Source organism: Rhodococcus sp. GA1 (genome assembly GCF_024321955.1).
In the GTDB taxonomy this organism is placed as follows: domain Bacteria; phylum Actinomycetota; class Actinomycetes; order Mycobacteriales; family Mycobacteriaceae; genus Rhodococcus; species Rhodococcus pyridinivorans.
Genome location: NZ_CP097188.1, coordinates 43,439 through 62,572, shown reverse-complemented (window position 1 = coordinate 62,572; position 19,134 = coordinate 43,439). Strand labels below are relative to the sequence as shown.

The following is a 19,134-nucleotide window of genomic DNA, read 5'->3' as shown; positions in this document are numbered from 1 at the left end:
GAACCGCGGTGATCTGCCTCGAACGCGGCGGCGCCTACGCCGAGGCCGCCCGGACCGGCGCACCCGAAGCGGTCGGAGTCGCCGACCGCTGGCATCTGTGGCACAATCTCGCCGCCACTGTCGAGAAACCGTTGCCGCGCATCACTACTGTCTGCGTTCTGCGCTCGAAGCGCAGTCGCGTACTACCCCCGCCGATGGCCAGGAGCGGTGGGAACTCGCCGGTGAGATGCTCGCTGCTCGCCAGGCGAGTCCGCTTCTCGTGGAGCGCACGACGCGTCGTTTCGCGCAGGTCGCGGCCCTCAAGGCCGAGGGGTTGTCCATTGCGGCGATCTGCCGAGAACTCGGTTTGGCGCGCAACACGGTGCGCCGCTTCTACCGCCCCACCGAGGTCGACGAGCTGCTCGGAGCTCCACGGGCCGGTCGTCCGCGGCTGTTGGACGGGTTCACCGACTACCTGCATGTGCGGTGGGGCGACGGACAGACCTCCGCTGCAGTCCTTTACGAGGAACTTCGAGCGATGGGATACCGCGGGAGCTACACCACCGTCCGGAGTTACGTCCGGCTGCTGCGTCACGCCGGAGCTGCTCCCCTCCGAGGCTCGGTGCCGAAGGTCCGGCAGATCACCTCCTGGATGCTGCGCCACCCCGACGACCTCACCGATGAGGATCGGATCGGACTCAAACAAGTCCTCGCCGGCTGTCGGCACCTCAAGGCCACCGCCGCCGACGTCACCGCGTCCGCGCAGATCCTCACCGAGCGCCGCGGCGAGAACCTCAACGCGTGGATGGCCGCGGTCCGCGCCGATGACCTTCCGCATCTGCACCTCTTCGTCCGAGGTTTCGAAGCTGATCACGATGCGGTCCGCAACGGCCTGACCTTGCCCTACACTTCCGGTGCGGTCGAAGGCCACGTCAACCGCATCAAGATGCTCAAACGGCAGATGTACGGGCGTGCCGGCTTCGACCTGCTCCGCAAACGCATCCTGCTCGGCTACTGACACGTCAGAGACACCCTGCGGCGGCGAAGGTGGGAGATACTGAGCCGGTGACGAGCCGAGGCGTGGTGCGCAGCTGGCACGTCGAGCGTATGCAGGGTGTGATCGACGGTGACGACGTCCCGGGTGGCTGTCTCGTGCGGTTCGCCGCGGTGGCGGTCGACGGGTTCCCTGCACTGCACCCAGGCGATCACGTCGAATTCGAGTGGCACCGGCTCGATCGGCCGGAATCGGGTTACGTCTATGAATGCACCCGAGCGTGGCCTGTGGGGCAGCAACCTGTTGCCCGAGGCCGACGGCCGTTCCAGGCCGGACTGTGGCGGATGCACGCTGACGGGAGCGCCGAGCAAGTATCGATCGCGTCCCCTGATCAGGATCCGCCCGTCACCACCTCGGGTGGGCGCACAACCGGCATCGTCCGAATGTGGAACGACGAGGACGGGTGGGGAGTAATCGACTCCCCTCAGACCCCTGGCGGGTGCTGGGCGCACTTCAGTCACATCGTCGCCGAAGGATTCCGGACCGTAGAAGTTGGTGCCGATGTCACCTTCGAATGGCGACAGGTCACCAACCAGGATGGCTATCGGTACTGCGCGACCCGGGTCGAGCAACACCGCACCTGACTGCCCACCCCGAAAGTCTCCACAGCGCCACTCCATTGGGTCTCTGATGGGCGCCCCTCACGCAAAGTGGGCCAGAACCAGTTTTCAGGTGCCGTTGACACGGGCCGGATGCGCCAAGGTGTCGGTTACGTTGTCACGATGTCCGATAAGCGGTTCGAGTTCCGATTGGCGCAGATGTGGTGGGGTGCGCTCACCGGCGTACTCGTATGCGTCCTCGGCTACTGGCCTCTGGTATTCGCGTTGCGCGATGTATGGGAAGTACTCGGGTTTCCGCCTGGTGGTGGACTGTACTGGCTGGCGTGGAGCCTCCCCCTCGGTGCCGTCGCGATTATCGGTACGACTGTGTTCGCCATCTGGCACGGTGCGCGCCCCGCAGCGGGAGGGTTCACTATCGGTTGCCTGTTCACGGGACTGGCTATGTGTGCCTTCGGCTACTCGGTCGACAACATGCCGTACGGCATGTGATTCACAACGTCTTGCCTGTCACGGCTCCCAGATGAAGTAGTCGCCCGAGAACCGATTGGGGCGCAGTCGTCTCATCTCACGTTCCGACTGGATCTGGTCGTGACCTGCGACTCTCATCTGATAAATCCCTTCTCATCTCACGGTTCTCATTGTTACTATGGACTCTATGAAGCGGACGAAGCGATGCAAGAACAAGAACGCCTCAGTGCCCGAGAACGTGACAGCCGTCAGTGGATCCATGTGGTTCGCAGGCGTGACCATCACCGTAGGAATCGGGGCGGCCGCGTTCATTCTCAGCTTCCTCGCACTGCGAGACCTGTGCATCCAGGCCGGCCAACCGCGAGAGATCGCCTTCCTGTTCCCCGTCATCGTCGACGGAACGATCCTGCAAGCAACGATGGGAGTCGTCTCCCGACGTCACGACCACCGGGCGCGACGATTCTTCTGGAAGATTCTCATCGGAGCCGCCACCGTCTCGATCGCAGGAAACGCGATCCACGCCGTTCTCACCACGACCCCCGGCTTCAACTCCGTTCTCGCCGCCGTGATCGCCACACTCCCGCCGATCTCACTGCTCGCCTCCACCCACGCGCTGACCGTTCTCGGCCGTCGCACCGCCGCACCCACCGAGAACCCCGCCGAGACTCACATCGAATCCGCGCCCGCGACACAGCCGCGCCGTGAGACCGCGAACGAGAATGCGACCGCACCCAAGACTCACGTCACGACCATCACCGAGAACTGTGCCGCCGCCGAGACTGCGAGCGAGACCCCGGTCGCGCAACCGACTCGCACCGCGACCGCTGACGCTCTCACGCGACAGCTCGAGGTGCCACTGCCCCACCTGCCCGGCACACACCTCGACACCAACCCCATCCCGACCTTCCACTCCCACGAGGAACGTCGCGAATGGGCACTCGCCCGACGCCAGGCCGGAGTGGACGTGCCCGTCATCGCCCAAGAAGTCGACCGCTCCGTCGCCACCGTCTACCGCTGGCTCTCCGAGGCAGACACCCCGATCACCATCTGAGCATCACAACAACATCGGAAAAGCAACTTTCCAGACTCAAATCTGAATCAACAAACAATCAGACCGACATCAAAAAACGTCCACGTCTGATGCCTGCCAGTCTCACCTCGGCGCATCGAACTCGGGAATCGCCCCCGGTTCGGTGCGCCGAGTCGCATTTGCAGCGTTGACCAGGGGCGATCCCGCCCCCGGACCCCCTTCGGGGTGACCGAGGTGTCGACGAGCAGTGTGCTCGGTGGTCGGGGTGGCAGTCGGATCTTTGCCTCGTTGGTCTCGGGGCCGGTAAACGTATGCTCCCGCGGCCGGCGGACGGTGCCCCCCTCGCCCTGGCCAGGAGGGTGCCCCGGCTCGTCTGCCGTGTGTCGGCTCTACCGATCCCCGGGGGCTCCGCCCCCGGACCCCTGTCCCTCCCTCCCAAGGTTCCCGCTGCTCCGCGTGTACCGCGCCCGGTCGCCACACCACGGCCCTACCGGACCCGCCGACCACCGAGCAAGGGAAAACCCGCCCTTGCCCGGCGGTCGCCGCGCCCGGTTCACCAGGCCGCACCGACCGACCGAGGTACCCGCTCCACCACCGCCACCGAGCCACCCCGATACACCCGCAAAACCGCAGGTCAGACCCCAAAAACGTGTGACCAGCATCACCAGAAAAGCACCGGAAAAGCACCAACAAAACATCGAAAAATCATCAAAACAGATGTAAACTAGAGGCATGAACAAGGAAGAGATCACCGCGAAGCTCCACAATCTCGGCCGCGACATCGATGCCCTGCTCGAGAACATCTCGACCGGTAAGGACATCTCCGTAGTCCTGGCCGAGTCCCGCGACGCCAAGGCCGCCGCCCGCGCCGCAGGCATGACCGAGGACGCAATCAGCGCCGCGGTCGAGTCCGGCCTCAGCTGACCGACCACCCCGGAAGGAAAGACGCGATGACCACTCCCGCCCCCGTCCAGACGCTCGAGCTTCCCGACCAGTGGTGCGACTACAACGGCTGCACCACCGAAGCCACCCACACCGACGGCGAGTGGGTCATGTGCCCCCACCACGAGGAACGCGCCTACCGGACCAGCACCTACTGGCGGCCGATCCTCCGCTGGACCGCCCGCCCCGGCCCCCACTGGCCGGTCTTCATCGCCGAGTACTGATCCACCCTCCGCGCCGGGTGGGGAGTCACCGCGACTCCCCACCCGGCGCGCACTACCGACCCGAACAGGAAACGCGCACATGCTCACCATCACGCACACCCCCACAGTAGGCACGATCATCGACGGCACCAGCAAAGGCGACGGCACCGCCCCGATCCTCAAAACCGCAGGTTGGAGATGGGGACGCAGCATCACCGCCTGGTACATCCCGCACAGCCGCGACCGCGCCCCCCACCTCGCCCGCATCGAACACACCGCCGCCGCCCTGCGCGCCGCCGGATACGACGTCGAAACCGACATCGACATCACCCTCCGCGACGGCGCCGACGCCCACCACGACCGCAACGAGCGTCTGACCGACCGCGCCGACGCCCTCGCAGCCAAGGCCGAACGCAAGGCCACCGACGCCGACGCCGCCCACGCACGCCACGACCACGCCTGTGCCGCGCTGCCCGAAGGCGGAGAACCCATCAAGGTGGGACACCACAGCGAACGACGCCACCGCCGCGCCCTCGACCGCGCCCACACCACCGCCCGCGCCGCGATCGAAGCCGACGCCGCCGCCCGCTCAGCCGCCGAATCCGCCCGCATCGCCGCCCGTAGCACCGATCACCGCTACACCCCCGCAGTGATCCACCGCCGCATCGAACGACAGAGCGCCGAACTACGCAGCATCGAACGCCGCCTCACCAAGTACCGCGCTGCCGGACACACCGCCGAGACCAGCAGCCACATGCACCAGCTCGAACTCAACAAAGCCGAGCTCGAGCGCGACATCGAATACTGGACCGCAGTACGCGCCGAACAGGACGCCACCGACGGCCCCAAGCTCTACAGCCGCGCCGACCTGCGCCCCGGATGCTTCGTCAACTGCTCTGGCACCTGGCACAAGGTGATCCGAGTCAACGCAAAGTCGGTCACCGTCGCCACCGCCTACAGCTGGACCGACCGACTGCCCTACGACAAGATCACCGACGCCCGCGCCGAGGACGCCCAAACCCCCATCCGCCCAGGTCAGTAACCCGCAATCCGGCGGCCGCGACCCCCGTCGCGGCCGCCGGTCCCCACTCGCCGCGAGGACGCCATGACCGCCGAATCCCTGTTCGCCGAGTGCATCATCCCCGGATGCACACAGCCCGTCGCAGACGAACTCACCCCCTGCCAGACCTGCCGCACGATCTTCGGACCCATGCTGCAAGAAGCCGACCGCCCCCCGAGCTACACCACCGCCGACCTCGCAGAACGAGACGCAGGCACTGCCGCCGCCTACCGCATGATGCGCGCACTACATACCGCGGCCGAGCACGACGACCTGGACTCCGAACGAGAACGCCGCACAGCCGAACACGAGAAAACCGCAGCACAAGAACGCGGCGAAGCCGAAAAAGCCAACCAGACCTGCTGGCTCTGCGAAGAACGACGAACCTGCCATCTCCGCCCCCGAGGGTGGGAGTGCCGCCAGTGCCGCAAGATCCGCTGACACACGGCCCGAGCCGGACGCTCCTCACGGCCCCGGCTCGGGCCGCCGCCACATCCGCCACACCCCTACGGGCTGCCGCCACCGCAAGGCCGGCCGAGAACCGAACCCGAAGGAGCGGCTGCGCCGCGCAGGCCCCACCGCCGACCACGAGCCGGCGCGAATCCCAGCGGCCCCCTGTGCACGAGCGCCACCGATAGTGTTGGATGTTGGCTAGCGTCACGCACCAGCCGCCAGGGCTGGAAACCCCGCGAACGCAACCAGATTCAACCCACCACCCCACCCCAGTGGCAGCGGTGGCCGACGGCCAGGGCATCGAGCCCTGGCCGTCGCCGTTCCATCCACCACTGACATGAAAACCGCACCTGAACAGATGCAACACCACCCAGTCCGCGCCAGTCACGAAACTGCCATCCGATAAGAACCAGAAAAGCACGTTTTATGAATCATAAGTGATGTATTCTTGCATCAAGAAAGGGAGGCCATGAGTTCGAAAATCATTCTGATCGGCAACGAGAAGGGCGGGGTGGGCAAGACCACCACCGTGCTCAACGTCGGTGAAGCTCTCGCCCGTGCCGGCGCGAAGGTGCTCCTGGTCGACCTTGATCCCTCCGGCAACCTCACCCACACCCTCACCAAGTTGCAGCCCGACCTCCGCGCCGCAGCGAAGGTGACCGCCGACCACATCGTCGATATAGACCCGGAGACCCGAAAGCCTGCCGCCGAGGCGATCCTCGACGCAGTGCGCCCCGGCGTCGACCTCATCGCCGCCCCAGCGAACGCGGCCCACCTCATCGGTGCCGAGAAGAACATCACCAACGATCCCATCGAAGGCCCCCACGTCCTGCGGGAATCACTCGAGCCGATCCGTGACCGCTACGACTACATCCTTGTCGACTGCTCCCCCACGCGAAATGCCCTCGAGATGTGCGCGCTCGTGGCCGCTGACCAGCTCATCGTCCTCAACGAAGCGCATGATTTCAGCATCGCGGCCATGCAGGGCGTGACCTCGTACGCCCAGAGCATCAAGAAGCGGCACAACAGCAATCTGTGGGTCCGCGGCACCATCCTCAACAAGGTGCAGTCCGGAACGGTCCTCGCTCGCGCCTGGACCACCCAATTCACCGAGGCCGGCATCCCCGTCCTCGGCAGCGTCCGATCCGCCGAGCCGATCAAGAGGGCCGTCAACGACGGGGTATCCCTCGCCGACACGAAGGACGGTTGGCGTCACCTCTGGGTCTATGACGACCTGGCCACCACCATTACCCAAAGGAAGAAGTCATGAGCGACATCCGCAGCATGTTCGACGCCGAAGCTCCCGACGAGAAGGTCCCGGCACGGGCCGCAGCACCGAAGAAGATCGTGCAGCAGCCCATCTTGACCCGGCGCACGTTCACCCTCGCCGAATCCGTCATCGACGCTGCGACCAACGCTCAAAAGGGTCTGCGCGGTGTCTACCCCGGCGCGCACGGCAGTCTCAACAGCTTCATCGAGGCCGCCATCGCCGAGTACACCCGCAAGCTCGAAGAGGAATACAACGGCGGCGAGCCCTTCCCCGAGGTGGAGAAGGTGCGCCGGCGCAAAGCCCGAGGCAGCAAGAACGACAGCACCGACGAGGACTGACCGCCCCGCAGTCCAACCGTTGAAGGCCCCGACCTCCTGGTCGGGGCCTTCGGTTTATGCGGGGTCCCGCCTACGGGCACAGAAACTCCCGGCCCGACTCGCATCGTTCTACCGACCGGGGGCTCCGCCCCCGGACCCCTGTCCCTTCCTCCCGAGGTTCCCGCTGCTGCGCGTGTACCGCGCCCGGTCGCCACACCACGGCCCTACCGGGCCCGTCGACCACCGAGCAAGGGAAAACCCGCCCTTGCCCGGCAGCCGCCGCGCCCGGTTCACCAGGGCTGCATCGACCGACCGAGGTACCCGCTCCACCACCGCCACCGAACCACCCCGCTACACCCGCAAAACCGCAGGTCAGAACCTAAAAGCATGTGACCAGCATCACCAGAAAAGCACCAGGCAAGCACCAACGAAACATCTAAAAATCATCAAAACAGATGTAAATTAGAGTCATGAACAACCACGAGAACGAACCATCGCCCCGCCGGTCTCCTGCTCGATGTCTACCGCGCCCACCGCAACGGCGACTGCACCAACGGCGGTATCAGCGCCGCCGCCGACACCCTTCTTCTGGTCGGCGTCCTCGACGAGCGCCGCGCCCGCACGGGCCGCATCGCGCCACTGCCATCCGGCTGCACCCCCACGGAGCGCGAAGCCACGTCGGCGGCCGCGAGCAGATCAGCCCCACCGTCGCCGTGCAGGTTCGCCGCTACGCCTTCATCGAAGGCAGCCATGCCGCTCTGGTCGGAGTCGAATGGAACGCCGACCATCGTCGGTACGAACTCACCGAGTCGGGGCGAGTGGTGATGTTCGGAGGCAACTACGCCGGAACCTCCGACTCGAGACTGGGCGAGCTGTCCGAACGGTATCTCGGCCACCGATCCATGATCCTGCCCGTCCACGACCGCATAGAAGACTGAACCAACGGCCCCGCCCCGGCGGGGCCGCTGTCATTGCATGGAAACCCCAGCTCAGAGCGTAAAAAGTGTGACAGCAGTCACCAGAAAAGCACGAGAAAAGAACCAAACAAACATCGAAAAAGCATCAAAACAGATGTAAACTTGAGTCATGAACAACGGAAGCACCGCCGAATTCGCCACCCTCGACCCCGCTGACCTGCTCACCGACTCCAACATCCGCCATGACCTGCGCCTGACCGATGCCTTCCGCGAGTCGATCGCAGAGCAAGGAGTTCTGACCCCCATCACCGTGTGCCGCACCGCCGCCGGACCCCTGCGCGTGCTCACCGGCCACCGCCGCACCGCCGCAGCCCTCGAGGCCGGACTGGCGCAGATCCCCGCCCTCATCGTCGGCGACGAAGGCGATGGCACCGCCGCTGCCGTCGAACGCCTCGTCACCCAGTGGAGCGAGAACGAACACCGCGCCGCGATCACCAACGGCGAGCGCCTGGCACTGTTCGAGACCCTGGCCGACCACGGACTCACCTCCACCAAGATCGCCCGTCGCACCAAGGCGCCCCGCACCGAGGTCGAGGCGGCCCTGACCCTGCGCGACACCGACCAGCGCGACGCTGTGCAACGAGGCGAGCTGACCATCGAACAAGCCGCCGCCCTCGCCGAGTTCAACGACGATCCCGCCGCCGTCCGCCGCATCGAGTGGGCCATCGGCAGCGGACGACTCGACCACGCACTCTCCGCCGAACGGTTGCGCCGCACCGAACGCAACGCCGCACTGGCCCGCGCCGAGGCGTACCTCGCAGAACACTCCATCGCCGCCGTGCCGCTCGGTGCTCTTCACGAGCGAGTGGGGGAGGGGACCAGCCATCTGGTCGAGCGCGTCACCGACGAAGAAGGCAACACGCCCGCCATCGAAGAAGTCGCCGCCCTCGGACACCTCGGGCTGTACGTCTACAGCTGCACCACCTATTTCGACCGCGAGAGCGGCGACGAGATCGACCCGGATTTCATCGTGGACGAGCTGCCCGACGGCGATGCCCGCGAAGACTGGATGATTCCCCGCGAGAACGTCGTCGAAGACCACGAGACCACGCTGTACTGGCACGTCGTCAATATCGAAGACACCCCCTGGCGCACCTGGTGGGGACACCGCCGCCCCGCCGAGTCCGAACAGGAACAGAGTGCCGAGGACCGCGCAGCTCAGCGGCGCGAAGTGATCGAGAACAACCGCGAATGGCGAGCCGCCACCGAGGTCCGCCGCAAGTGGATCGCCCAGCAGACCACCCGCAAGACCGCCCCCAAGGGCACCGCCTCATTCATGGCAACAGTGCTGAGGAAGTGGCCCCAGATCCCCGCCGCCTATCACGCCCGCACCCTGGCCGAACAGATGCTCCCCACGTCCGACACTCTCGCGAAGCTCGCCAGCGCCACCGACCCCCGCGCCCTGGTCCTGCTGCGCGCCCACATCCTCATCGCCCTCGAGTCCCAGGTCGGCGTCGAGCACTGGCGCAAGCCCACCGACCTGTCGCAGTTCTACCTGCGCGCCGTCGAAGCCCAGGGCTACACCCTCGCCGACATCGAGCGCCGCGCCGCCGGACTCGACCCCCTCGACGAGCAGTAACGCCCCTTCCGGTGGGCCGGTCGTATCGGCCGCCCACCGGGCCGGACCACTCGCCGGGTGCCGGCCTCCGGCACGCATGGCCGTCGACCGGGGCATCGAACCCCGGTCGACAGCTCTGGCACGGCCCTCATCTATTCATCACAAAAGAATCAAAAAACAACCATAAAATCATGTAAAAATCATCGAAAAGGCTTCACAAAGCATGTCAATTAAGCGACAATGGACGAGTGCCTGGGTAAACCCCGTCGAGCCGAAGGAGCGTCGCAATGATCGTCTGGACCGTCACGCTGGCCGCGCCCACCGTCGCGCGCTCCGATTCTGGCTGCACCTTCACCCTCGCGGCCGCCGCCTCCGACGCCGCCGAAGCAGCGCGCACGCTCGCGCTCGCTTACGGTGCGCCCGCCGGTAGCGCAGTCACCATCACCATCGACGGAAGCGTCATCGCTCGCGCCGTCATCGGCCATTCGGCCATCGGCCACCCCGACCCGACTCCCGTGCTCGACATCGCCGACGCCCTCGACGAACGGATCAGCGCATGACCGTAACCGACCAGACCGATCTCGACCGCTACCTCAGCGCCGACGAGTGCGCGCCCCCAGACGCCGACACTGAAACCCTGCTGCTGTGCGCGCTGCTGTTCTCCACCCGCGCCGCGGCCGCCGGCATCGTGGACCTGCTCACCACCGACGACTTCCACCAGCCACTCCACGCCGAATTGTTCGACGCCATCGCCGCACTGATGAGCACCGGCCAACCCCACGACCCCGCAATGGTCCTGGCCCACCTTGAGCGCCACGGCCAGCTCGCCAGTCACCACGGCCGCCGACTCGCCTACGCCCTGACCGCCGCCACCACCGCCGGTGCCGACCCCACCGCCGCGCCCTACTACGCCCATGCCGTCATCAGCGCCGCTTACCGCCGCAGCTTTCGCACCGCCGGAGCCGCCATCACCGAAGCCGCCGAAACCCTGCCCGAGCACGACCTGTTCGACCACATGGTCGCCATCGGTCGCACTCAACGCACCGCCACCCGCCGGCTCGAGCACGTTCGCGCCCGTATCGGCGCTACGCCTACCGTCGGAAACATCAAGTAGACATGGCGATGGGGGAGGGGAGCCTGCCTCCGCTCTGACAGTCCGACGCTCGCGAGGGGGAAACCATGACCGACAAGGAAAACCACGATCAGACACTCCGAGAGATATTCGCCCCACACGGCGAAGAAGCTCTCAAGAACCACATTGCCCAGAACATCCGCGCTGCCAACGCAATGGCAGGCAAGTTCGACATCGAAGACCCCTGCACAATCATCGACAGGCTCGAGGCCGGTGAAACGCTCGACGATCTGATCAACGAGCTCCTCCCGCACAGCGAGGACGCGGAGTGACCGCATCGGCCGCCGAATCCGAGGGCTACATCCCCGGAACCGACGTCCGAATCAACCTTCTCGGCATCACCGATGCACGCCTACTCGAACGCATCGAGGACCGAGCCTTCGCGGCTGGGATGTACGAGTTCGCGCAGGTCCCATCGCCCGAGAAGTTCACCGGCGATTTCCTGCGAGAGATCCACCGGCGCGGTTTGTATCGCGTGTACTCATGGGCCGGCCAGTACAAGACCGTGGCCACCACGCAGGGGAACCTTCCGATCACGCACTCGAGCCCGGAGGACGCCGCCACCGACGTCGAGGAACTGTTCGCCGACCTCGCCGACGAGAACAACCTGACCGGACTCGATCACCGCACCTTCGTCAGCCGCCTCGCCGACTACTGGGCACGCATGACGGAAATCCATCCCTTCCCCGACGGAAATTCTCGAAGCCAATTCGAGCTGTTCCGGCGCGTCGCCATCAAGGCCGGATGGGTGATCGACACCGATCGCGTCGATCTCGCTGCATTGTCCGCAGCCCGCTACGTCACCGCGGAGAGCGGAGACCCCAGACTGCTCGCCGATGTCCTCGCGCCCGCCGTCGTGCCGGCCACCGGCTACGCACCCATCGAGCCTGCGCCCGGCCGACCCGTTTTTTCCCTGGTCAGCCACCTGGCGATGATGCGCGACTACGACCGCGACCGCAGTGGCACCTACACCGCCACTGAGACATTTCGCGAGGTAACCCGAGAGCGATCCTTGAGCGGAGCCGAACTCGACAACGCTCACGCCCTGGTCCGCATCGGCCTGAACCTGGCCGAACGCACCGACTACGGCCCCGAACACGATGCCGCCGTACGCCGGATCCTCGAGGGCACCTCCACCCTCGCCGCCGAACGCGCCGCCGCAGCACTACCCGAGCCGAACCACCGCTACAAGGACCTGTTCGACCCCGCAGCAGGCAAAAACACCATGCGCTACGACACCGGAGCCCCGGTCAACGCCTTCGACGAGCGCGACCCCGCCCGGCTGCGCCGCCTCATCACCTGGGAGTTGGCACTACGAACCGCCGACTACCTCGCCCACCGCGAAATCACCGGTGACGGCAGCGAACTACACGCAAGTGTCATCCACCGTGAGCTGCACACCGACTTCATGCCGATCATCAGCGACACTCCCGCCTACACCAGCCCGGTGATCGCCGCCCCGGACGAGGACACCCTCACCGACCCCCACCAGCTCGGACGCCACATTGCCGCCATCCAGGAGGAAACCGAAGGCGTCCAGTCAGTCGCCGTCGTACTCATGACCGACCAGCTCGTCCACGACCGCCCCGACCGCACGATCGACTGGCGCACCATCGACCCCGAAGCGCTCCGTGCCGCCACCCACGCAGCGAACTACCACGACGATCCCCCCGAAGGCATCGAACCGGACCCTGCCCTCGAGGACGCCATGCGAGTTGCCGGCAGGGAAGCCTTCGCCGCCGAACTCGCCCGCGCCACCACCACTGAGCTCCCCGCCGCCGCCCCGGACCTCGGCACCGTCGACGCCGCGCAACGGTACGAGAGGCACTGGGATGTGCTGGCCCACCGCAGCTACGCCCTGCTGGAGAATTCCCCGGAACGCAACGAGACCTACGAGCCGCTGACCACCGCAATCCAGGCGGACGAGGAACCCCGTCACGCCACGTCGACCAGGACCGACGATGCCCCAGAGGAAGCGAAACCGAATCCCGCCGACGGCGAGCCGCACCGGAATCTCACGCATGCCGACGAGGTGGGGGAGGAGCAGGGCCCGCTCTCAACAGTGAAGGCCCTCCACGGACCACCGCAGGTGCACCACACACCACCACAACCGAACAGCCGACCTCCGGCCATGCATGAACACCAACCACCCACACCCGATCTGCACCTCGGGCCGCAGCTATAGGGCCTACGAGGCGTGAAGGTGTCGGGTAGCCGAGAGAGATACGTCAGCCGCGCGCAGTGGCACTCTGCGAATCTGCTCCACAGACCGCTCAACGAATACCGCAGCAGACAGAAATGAAGAAAAAACCGAATCAGTACGAGATCCGGCTACCGCCGACCTTCCAACGTGGAGAGCAGAACGAACTTCGTACTCATCAGATCGAACGCCTCCTCGCTGTCCCCGGCGACGAGAAGTTCCCGCTCACGGGCGTGCAGCGCCGCAATTGCGGTCTCGAGGTCATCGTCGGTCATCGCATCGGCGGCGTCGCCGATCGCTCGCGTCCTGTCCTCCACGCCGCCGAGAGTAGCCACGGTGTCGTCCGCTGCACGCACAGCCCGGCAACAGAAAGGCGATGGTCCCCGGCGGAGGGCGCCGGGGACCATCCTTCGACCCGTCAGGGAATCACTCACCTGTCGGGGAACTCGTGGGATTGCAGCGGTCACCGTAGCGGAAGGGCGTATCGGCACCAAACGGGTGAAGCGAGAGCGACCGGCAGGAGGAAGGAACTTTCGGAGTCAGTTCTCGACGGCCACGAGATCGGTCAGACGCGCCGGCCACGGATACGTGAGCGGGCTGTCGGCGTCGACCTCGATCATGGCCAGGCCGGTGTCCTCATCGATGTCTTTGACGGTGAACACGAACGTGCCGCGTGTGCTGACCTTCACCTGATCGCCAGGCTTCATGGTGGTGCTGTCTCCGATCGACACGACAGAACGGGACGTGTCGTTTTCCCAGTTCACACCACAATTTCAGCGAAGCTAAATGTTCTGGATCCTGGTGGGTCGCCGCGTCTGCGATCCGGCCGGCTCGCTCGCCTCCCGAGCCGGGTCGCGGCGGCTCCTGCGTCTGTCTGGGCGGGCCACTGCACCCCGGAGAACGGTGGCCCCGTATGGGGCGGAACGAGGATTTCCGCATCGCAGACGGGTGCACAGATAGGTGCGGTGTCCGGTCGCTCCCGAGGGGCGCAGGGCTGTCGCGCAGGTGCACGGTGTCCACCCACGACCACCCGGTGGGGTCCCAGTCGGTGGCCCGTGCGGGCACCGTTTCGGTGCGCGTTCGTAGGACACCACACCGCAGATTTTCGCACATGTGTTCGACTCGGGCGTTATGGTCGGTGGGCGGCAGGTCGACGGAGGGACGCGAGAGCGGACTTCGGGAAGCATCGGCCTGCCGCATCTTTCCGCAGGAAACCCAGCGTCGAGAGCGGGAGAACCTCCGATACCGGGCACCTTCGCACCGGCCTGCACACCCGCCTCGGCCGCGGTCCCTGCCGTCCATGAGGCGGGGGGGAAGTGGGTCCGCCGGCACCGTCCTGCCCCTCGAACGACCGGGGATCGACCAGGCTGCCACCCGCGTCCTCGCGACGATGACATCGCCGGTGACCACCGCGGCCCCCCGGTCCATGGTGGAGGGAGCAGTCGACGAGGTGCCCGGGGGCGCGGAAGCCTCCGGGAGGTGCGCCGACGGCAGGGGCCGATGTTCTGGTCGGAGCATCGATCCCCACCATTCGTAACGTACGTATCATGATACGTACGTTACGAATGGTGTTACGATGCTGGATACGGAACGTCATCGGGTCGGGAGGGCGAGGTCATGGCCGAGGAAGCCAGAGGGGGACGGCGCCGCGAATACGCCACCGACGCCGAGCGGGTACGGGCCTGGCGGCAGCGCCAGAAAGACAAGGCCCGCGCCCAGCAACAACAGGATGCGCTGCCGACCGATCCGGTCGAGGCGATCGGCACCCTCGCCGACGCGGTACCACTGCTACGCCGCGAAGCCCAGGCGATGCTCGAGACGCTGACGACGATCGCGTCGTCGATCACCACCGCGACCGATCTGCTCGCCGATCCGGCGGCGATCGATGCACAGCTGCGGCGCGTGCAGGCCGATGCCGACAAGGTCCGGGCCGACGCCGCAGCCGAGATCGCGGCACTGCGGGACGAACTCGACACCGCTCGCACCGAACGCGCCGACGCCGATGCCGCCGCCACGGCCGCCGACGCCGAGGCCACCGAGGCCCTCGCCCAGCTCACCGCAGCCCGGGCCGACCACGCCGCGGCGCAGGACCGCTGGCAGCAGCAGCTCGATCAGGCCGCATCGACCCACCGAGAGCAGATCCTCGGCCTCGAGCACCGGATCGAGCTGCTCACCGGGCAGCTCGACGAGCACCGCGAGCGGCTGACCCGAGTGATCGCCGAGAAAGACGCCGCGGCGGCCGCCGCAGCCGAACACACCCGGCGGCTCGAAGCTGAACTCACCGCCGCCCGCACCGCGGCGGCAGCCGAACGCGACCGCGCCGAGACCGCCCGCGCCGACGCCGCCGCCGCACACGCGCAAGCCGAAGCCGCCCGCGAACGTGTTGCCGAACTGCGCGCCGAACTCCAGGACCTGCGCACGCCCCCGGCCGGCCCGTGAACCCCCAGCCGGCTCCATGTACTGCCCGGCTGCGAGAGCTGCGGACCTCGAGGTTCGAGGGGCCTGAAACCCGACACCGGCATCATCCGTGACACGGACTCCGGTAGGACGTCCCAACCCCACTCGGACACGCCTCGCGCCTCCGGGCTGTCACGGACGGTATCGGCTCTTACGTCAGGTGGAGAGGGGCGAGCGAGCTTGCGTGTCTACCAGCGGTATGACTGTTACCTGCTGTGCTGCCGGTAATCTGCCTTGCTGTTGGGATTCTGCGGTCCCTGTCTATTGAATTTTTGTGGGTAACGCCCCGTGGGCGCCGAACGAGGGGATGTGACGGTCGATGCGAAAGCACAGCAGCTCGGGGGATCGGTCGGCATGAGCGAGACCATCGCCCACCCGATCCTCAACGATCCGTACGAACTGCCCAGCCGTCACCATGAGCTCGGACAGCAAGGCCCGACCGGGAAGATTCTTGATGGGCGCCGCCCCTCAGAGTCGTTCGTCCCGATTGCCAAAGCGAAGAAGGGCGCAACACCGGCGGCGGCAATGTCGGTCTCCCGCTCGGAACAACAGTCACTGGATCTAGACATCACGGGCGAGCGCCGCGAAGCGAACGACCTGATCAATTCGCTGCGTCGCGAGGTTGGGCTGTGGCGGATACGCGGCTATCCGACGGTCACTCCGTACACCCGCAAACTCCTTGAGCACTGGTCGAATCCTGCCAAGGAGAACCGGGTGCTCTTCGCTCAGCGTGAGGCCGCCGAGACCGCCATCTACCTCGCTGAAGTTGCCGGCCGGTCTGGTAATGCCGACTGGCGCACTCGTTTCGACGATGTCAACGCTGAACACAATCATGGACTACCTCGTGTTGCCCTCAAACTCGCTACTGGTGCCGGAAAGACCGTCGTGATGGGCATGCTCATTGCCTGGAACACCATCAACAAGGTCCATAGTCCCCGCGACGGCCGCTTTTCCAAACGGTTTCTGATCGTCGCCCCGGGCGTGACTATCAGGGACAGGCTTCAGGTTCTGCAACCGTCCGCGGCGGATAACTACTACGACCAACGCGATCTGGTACCGCCGGATCTGCAGCATGCACTCGGACAGGCAGAAGTCCGGATCATCAATTACCACCAGCTTCAGCTGCGCGACACCAAAGAGATTAAGGGCGTCGCGAAGAACACACGGAAGCTTCTTAACGCGGATAAGAGCATCGACCCGTTCAAAGAGACCCCTGATCAGATGGTCTCGCGGGTGTTGCGAGGGTTCGCCGGCAAGGGCAAGCTTTCCGAGATCGTCGTTTTCAATGACGAAGCCCACCACTGCTATGTCGACCGTGCCAGTGACGAGGACGCGGCGCAGGTCAAGAAGCTCTCTGCGCTGGAGAAGTCCGAGGTCGAGGAGGCCACCGAGGCGGCCAGGACCTGGTTCCGTGGCCTGGAGTCCGTTGCGAATAAGGTCGGCATCAAGACGATTTACGACCTGTCCGCTACTCCGTTCTACCTCACTGGTTCTGGGTGGCCGGAGGGATTCATCTTTCCGTGGGTCGCGTCGGACTTTTCACTGATGGACGCCATCGAATCCGGGTTGGTGAAGGTACCGCGCACCCCTATCAATGACGACGCCTCTACCAACACCGTCGCTTATCTGAATCTGTGGGACAACATCGATCCGCCCCTGCCGGCCCGCAACACCGATAAGAGGATCAACCCCGAGACGTGGATGCCGCCGCCGGTGGTCCAAGGAGCACTCGAATCGCTGTATGCCGACTACGAGAAGGCGTTCGTGCACTGGCAGAAACACATGCAGCATCTTGGTGAGCCGCCGCCTGTGTTCATTGTGGTGTGCTCAAACACTCTGGTTTCGAAGTTGATCTATCAGTGGATCGCTGGAACTGTCACCGTCGCTGATGACGACAACGAACGCGACCACTACCGGGCAGGGAACCTGCCGTTGTTCGCCAACGGAGAAGGGGATCGTCCCTACTCGCGTCCTGTGTCGCTGCTCATCGATTCGAAGACCATCGAATCCGGCGAGGCATTCACAAGTGATTTCACTACAGCGGCGGCCGCAGAGATCGACGCATTCAAAACTGAGTACCGGCTGCGTTATCCCGGTGCGAACGCGGATGCAATCACCAACGAGGAGCTGCTCCGCGAAGTGCTCAACACAGTTGGTAAGCGGGGCAAACTCGGTGCCGATGTGCGGTGTGTGGTGTCGGTGTCAATGCTCACCGAAGGCTGGGACGCCAACAACGTCACTCATGTCCTCGGGATCCGGCCGTTCCGGTCGCAGCTGCTGTGTGAGCAGGTTGTCGGTCGCGGTCTGCGACGCCGCTCCTATGCACTCAATGACCAAGGCATGTTCGACGTCGAGTACGCCAACGTCTATGGCATCCCGTTTGCGTTTATTCCATCTGACGGCACCGTGGTCGACAGTCCGCCAGCCCCGCCTGCTGTGGAGGTGTACACCAAACCTGAGCGGGAGCTGCGCAAGATCACGTTCCCACACGTGCAGGGCTACCGAGTTGAGCAGCCGGACTTGCCACCGACGATCGACACGGCGAATGCGCCGACCTACCTGCTCTCTGCCTCAACGGTCCCGACATGGACCGAAACCTCCGGACTGGTCGGCGAATCCGTTGTCATTGAAGGCAGGGACACCCGAAGCATCAGGGCACAGACCGTCGCCTACAAGCTCGCCGAAACCCTGATCGCCCGCCAACTGACTGCTGAAGACAACTCGCGTCGACCGTGGCTGTTTGGTGGCATCGTTGAACTGTGCCGCACCTGGCTTCGCGACTGCGTTGTGGTCGAAGCGGGTCGCCACATCGGTGAGATCCTTCAAACCACCGAACGCTTGGTTGAGGCCGCCGAGCACATCTACCAGGCGCTCACCGAGCAGGACGAGGACAAACGCATCACCTGGCTTCGGCCTGTTTTGCGCGAGTTCCGACCGATCGGCTCGACCGACAACGTTTACTTCCAGACCCGTAAGCCGGTCCTTGAAACCGATCGTTCTCCCGTATCCCATGTAGTCCTCGACCCTGCCCGTGCAGGCGGCGCCAACCAGTGGGAGAAGACCGTGGCCGAGACTCTTGAGGACATGACTGAGCAAGTGCTCTCGTACGTGAAGAATGATCATATTGGGTTCGCGATCCCGTACGTGTTTAAGGGCAAGCCTGCCGAGTACTATCCGGATTTCCTGGTACGCCTCGCACCACGGGACTGGGATCCGCACACCCGGACTCTCATCATTGAGGTGTCCGGCGGCCAAAAGGCGGCCGGACCGACGAAGGCCAAAGCAGACACCGCGCGCAACACCTGGGTGCCCGCGGTCAATAACCACGGCGAGCTAGGTCGCTGGGGCTACGTGGAGATTCGCTCGATGGCAGGTATCAAGCACACGTTGACCCAGGCCATCGAACTTCTCTACGCGGACACTCCGATCCCTGAAGACCTGTCCACACCCGACCAGCTCACCATCTGAACGGAG

At 65.3% G+C, this 19,134-nt stretch carries 20 protein-coding genes; 18 read left to right on the top strand and 2 right to left on the bottom strand.

Annotated elements, in window-relative coordinates; genetic code table 11:
* Positions 1–97 precede the first annotated feature (97 nt).
* From M3330_RS24330 to M3330_RS24255, 16 genes are all read left to right on the top strand, one after another.
* The gene (locus M3330_RS24330; RefSeq protein WP_255029381.1) at positions 98–997 is read left to right on the top strand and encodes a transposase; all 900 of its coding nucleotides are present in this window, start codon (positions 98–100) and stop codon (positions 995–997) included.
* 47 nt (positions 998–1,044) lie between these two features.
* Positions 1,045–1,617 carry a cold-shock protein gene (locus M3330_RS24325; RefSeq protein ID WP_255029380.1) on the top strand — a complete coding sequence of 191 codons (573 nt, stop codon included), beginning with the start codon at positions 1,045–1,047 and terminating at the stop codon, positions 1,615–1,617.
* A gap of 138 nt (positions 1,618–1,755) precedes the next feature.
* Positions 1,756–2,082 (top strand): hypothetical protein, encoded by a 327-nt coding sequence (locus M3330_RS24320; RefSeq protein WP_119699182.1) that lies wholly within the window; start codon positions 1,756–1,758, stop codon positions 2,080–2,082.
* Positions 2,083–2,335: 253 nt separating this feature from the next.
* Positions 2,336–3,112 (top strand): DUF2637 domain-containing protein, encoded by a 777-nt coding sequence (locus M3330_RS24315; RefSeq protein ID WP_244213154.1) that lies wholly within the window; start codon positions 2,336–2,338, stop codon positions 3,110–3,112.
* 711 nt (positions 3,113–3,823) lie between these two features.
* Complete coding sequence (locus tag M3330_RS24310; RefSeq protein ID WP_059175153.1) at positions 3,824–4,015, top strand: hypothetical protein; 192 nt, start codon at positions 3,824–3,826, stop codon at positions 4,013–4,015.
* Positions 4,016–4,041: 26 nt separating this feature from the next.
* The gene (locus M3330_RS24305) at positions 4,042–4,257 is read left to right on the top strand and encodes a hypothetical protein (RefSeq protein WP_059175154.1); all 216 of its coding nucleotides are present in this window, start codon (positions 4,042–4,044) and stop codon (positions 4,255–4,257) included.
* 79 nt (positions 4,258–4,336) lie between these two features.
* On the top strand, positions 4,337–5,278 hold the full coding sequence (locus M3330_RS24300) for a DUF3560 domain-containing protein (protein ID WP_059175155.1): 942 nt from the start codon (positions 4,337–4,339) through the stop codon (positions 5,276–5,278).
* Between the two features lie 63 nt (positions 5,279–5,341).
* Positions 5,342–5,737, top strand: coding sequence for a hypothetical protein (locus M3330_RS24295; RefSeq protein ID WP_119699181.1), 396 nt, complete (start codon positions 5,342–5,344; stop codon positions 5,735–5,737).
* Positions 5,738–6,218: 481 nt separating this feature from the next.
* On the top strand, positions 6,219–7,019 hold the full coding sequence (locus tag M3330_RS24290) for a ParA family protein (protein WP_119699180.1): 801 nt from the start codon (positions 6,219–6,221) through the stop codon (positions 7,017–7,019).
* A complete protein-coding gene (locus M3330_RS24285; RefSeq protein WP_059175156.1) occupies positions 7,016–7,357 on the top strand; it encodes a hypothetical protein in 342 nt (113 codons plus the stop codon). Before M3330_RS24290 ends, M3330_RS24285 begins: the two co-directional genes overlap by 4 nt.
* Positions 7,358–8,049: 692 nt before the next feature.
* Positions 8,050–8,274 (top strand): hypothetical protein, encoded by a 225-nt coding sequence (locus M3330_RS24280; protein ID WP_059175157.1) that lies wholly within the window; start codon positions 8,050–8,052, stop codon positions 8,272–8,274.
* Positions 8,275–8,422: 148 nt separating this feature from the next.
* Positions 8,423–9,892 (top strand): ParB N-terminal domain-containing protein, encoded by a 1,470-nt coding sequence (locus M3330_RS24275; protein WP_119699179.1) that lies wholly within the window; start codon positions 8,423–8,425, stop codon positions 9,890–9,892.
* Between the two features lie 266 nt (positions 9,893–10,158).
* A complete protein-coding gene (locus M3330_RS24270) occupies positions 10,159–10,431 on the top strand; it encodes a hypothetical protein (RefSeq protein ID WP_059175158.1) in 273 nt (90 codons plus the stop codon).
* A complete protein-coding gene (locus M3330_RS24265) occupies positions 10,428–10,985 on the top strand; it encodes a DnaB-like helicase N-terminal domain-containing protein (protein ID WP_119699178.1) in 558 nt (185 codons plus the stop codon). Before M3330_RS24270 ends, M3330_RS24265 begins: the two co-directional genes overlap by 4 nt.
* Before the next feature lie 65 nt (positions 10,986–11,050).
* Positions 11,051–11,275, top strand: coding sequence for a hypothetical protein (locus tag M3330_RS24260; RefSeq protein WP_059175160.1), 225 nt, complete (start codon positions 11,051–11,053; stop codon positions 11,273–11,275).
* A complete protein-coding gene (locus tag M3330_RS24255; protein ID WP_119699177.1) occupies positions 11,272–13,188 on the top strand; it encodes a Fic family protein in 1,917 nt (638 codons plus the stop codon). Before M3330_RS24260 ends, M3330_RS24255 begins: the two co-directional genes overlap by 4 nt.
* 146 nt (positions 13,189–13,334) lie before the next feature.
* Here the strand turns inward: M3330_RS24255 and M3330_RS24250 are convergent, their stop codons facing one another.
* Both M3330_RS24250 and M3330_RS24245 read right to left on the bottom strand, forming a co-directional pair.
* On the bottom strand, positions 13,335–13,520 hold the full coding sequence (locus M3330_RS24250) for a hypothetical protein (protein ID WP_119699176.1): 186 nt from the start codon (positions 13,518–13,520) through the stop codon (positions 13,335–13,337).
* A gap of 222 nt (positions 13,521–13,742) precedes the next feature.
* The gene (locus M3330_RS24245) at positions 13,743–13,934 is read right to left on the bottom strand and encodes a hypothetical protein (RefSeq protein WP_059175162.1); all 192 of its coding nucleotides are present in this window, start codon (positions 13,932–13,934) and stop codon (positions 13,743–13,745) included.
* Positions 13,935–14,820: 886 nt separating this feature from the next.
* On the opposite strand from M3330_RS24245, the gene M3330_RS24240 reads away from it, so the two are divergent.
* A complete protein-coding gene (locus M3330_RS24240; RefSeq protein WP_119699175.1) occupies positions 14,821–15,642 on the top strand; it encodes a hypothetical protein in 822 nt (273 codons plus the stop codon).
* Positions 15,643–16,014: 372 nt separating this feature from the next.
* Entirely contained in the window at positions 16,015–19,128 is a 3,114-nt protein-coding gene (locus tag M3330_RS24235; protein ID WP_059175164.1) for a BPTD_3080 family restriction endonuclease, read from the top strand.
* Positions 19,129–19,134: the final 6 nt, after the last annotated feature.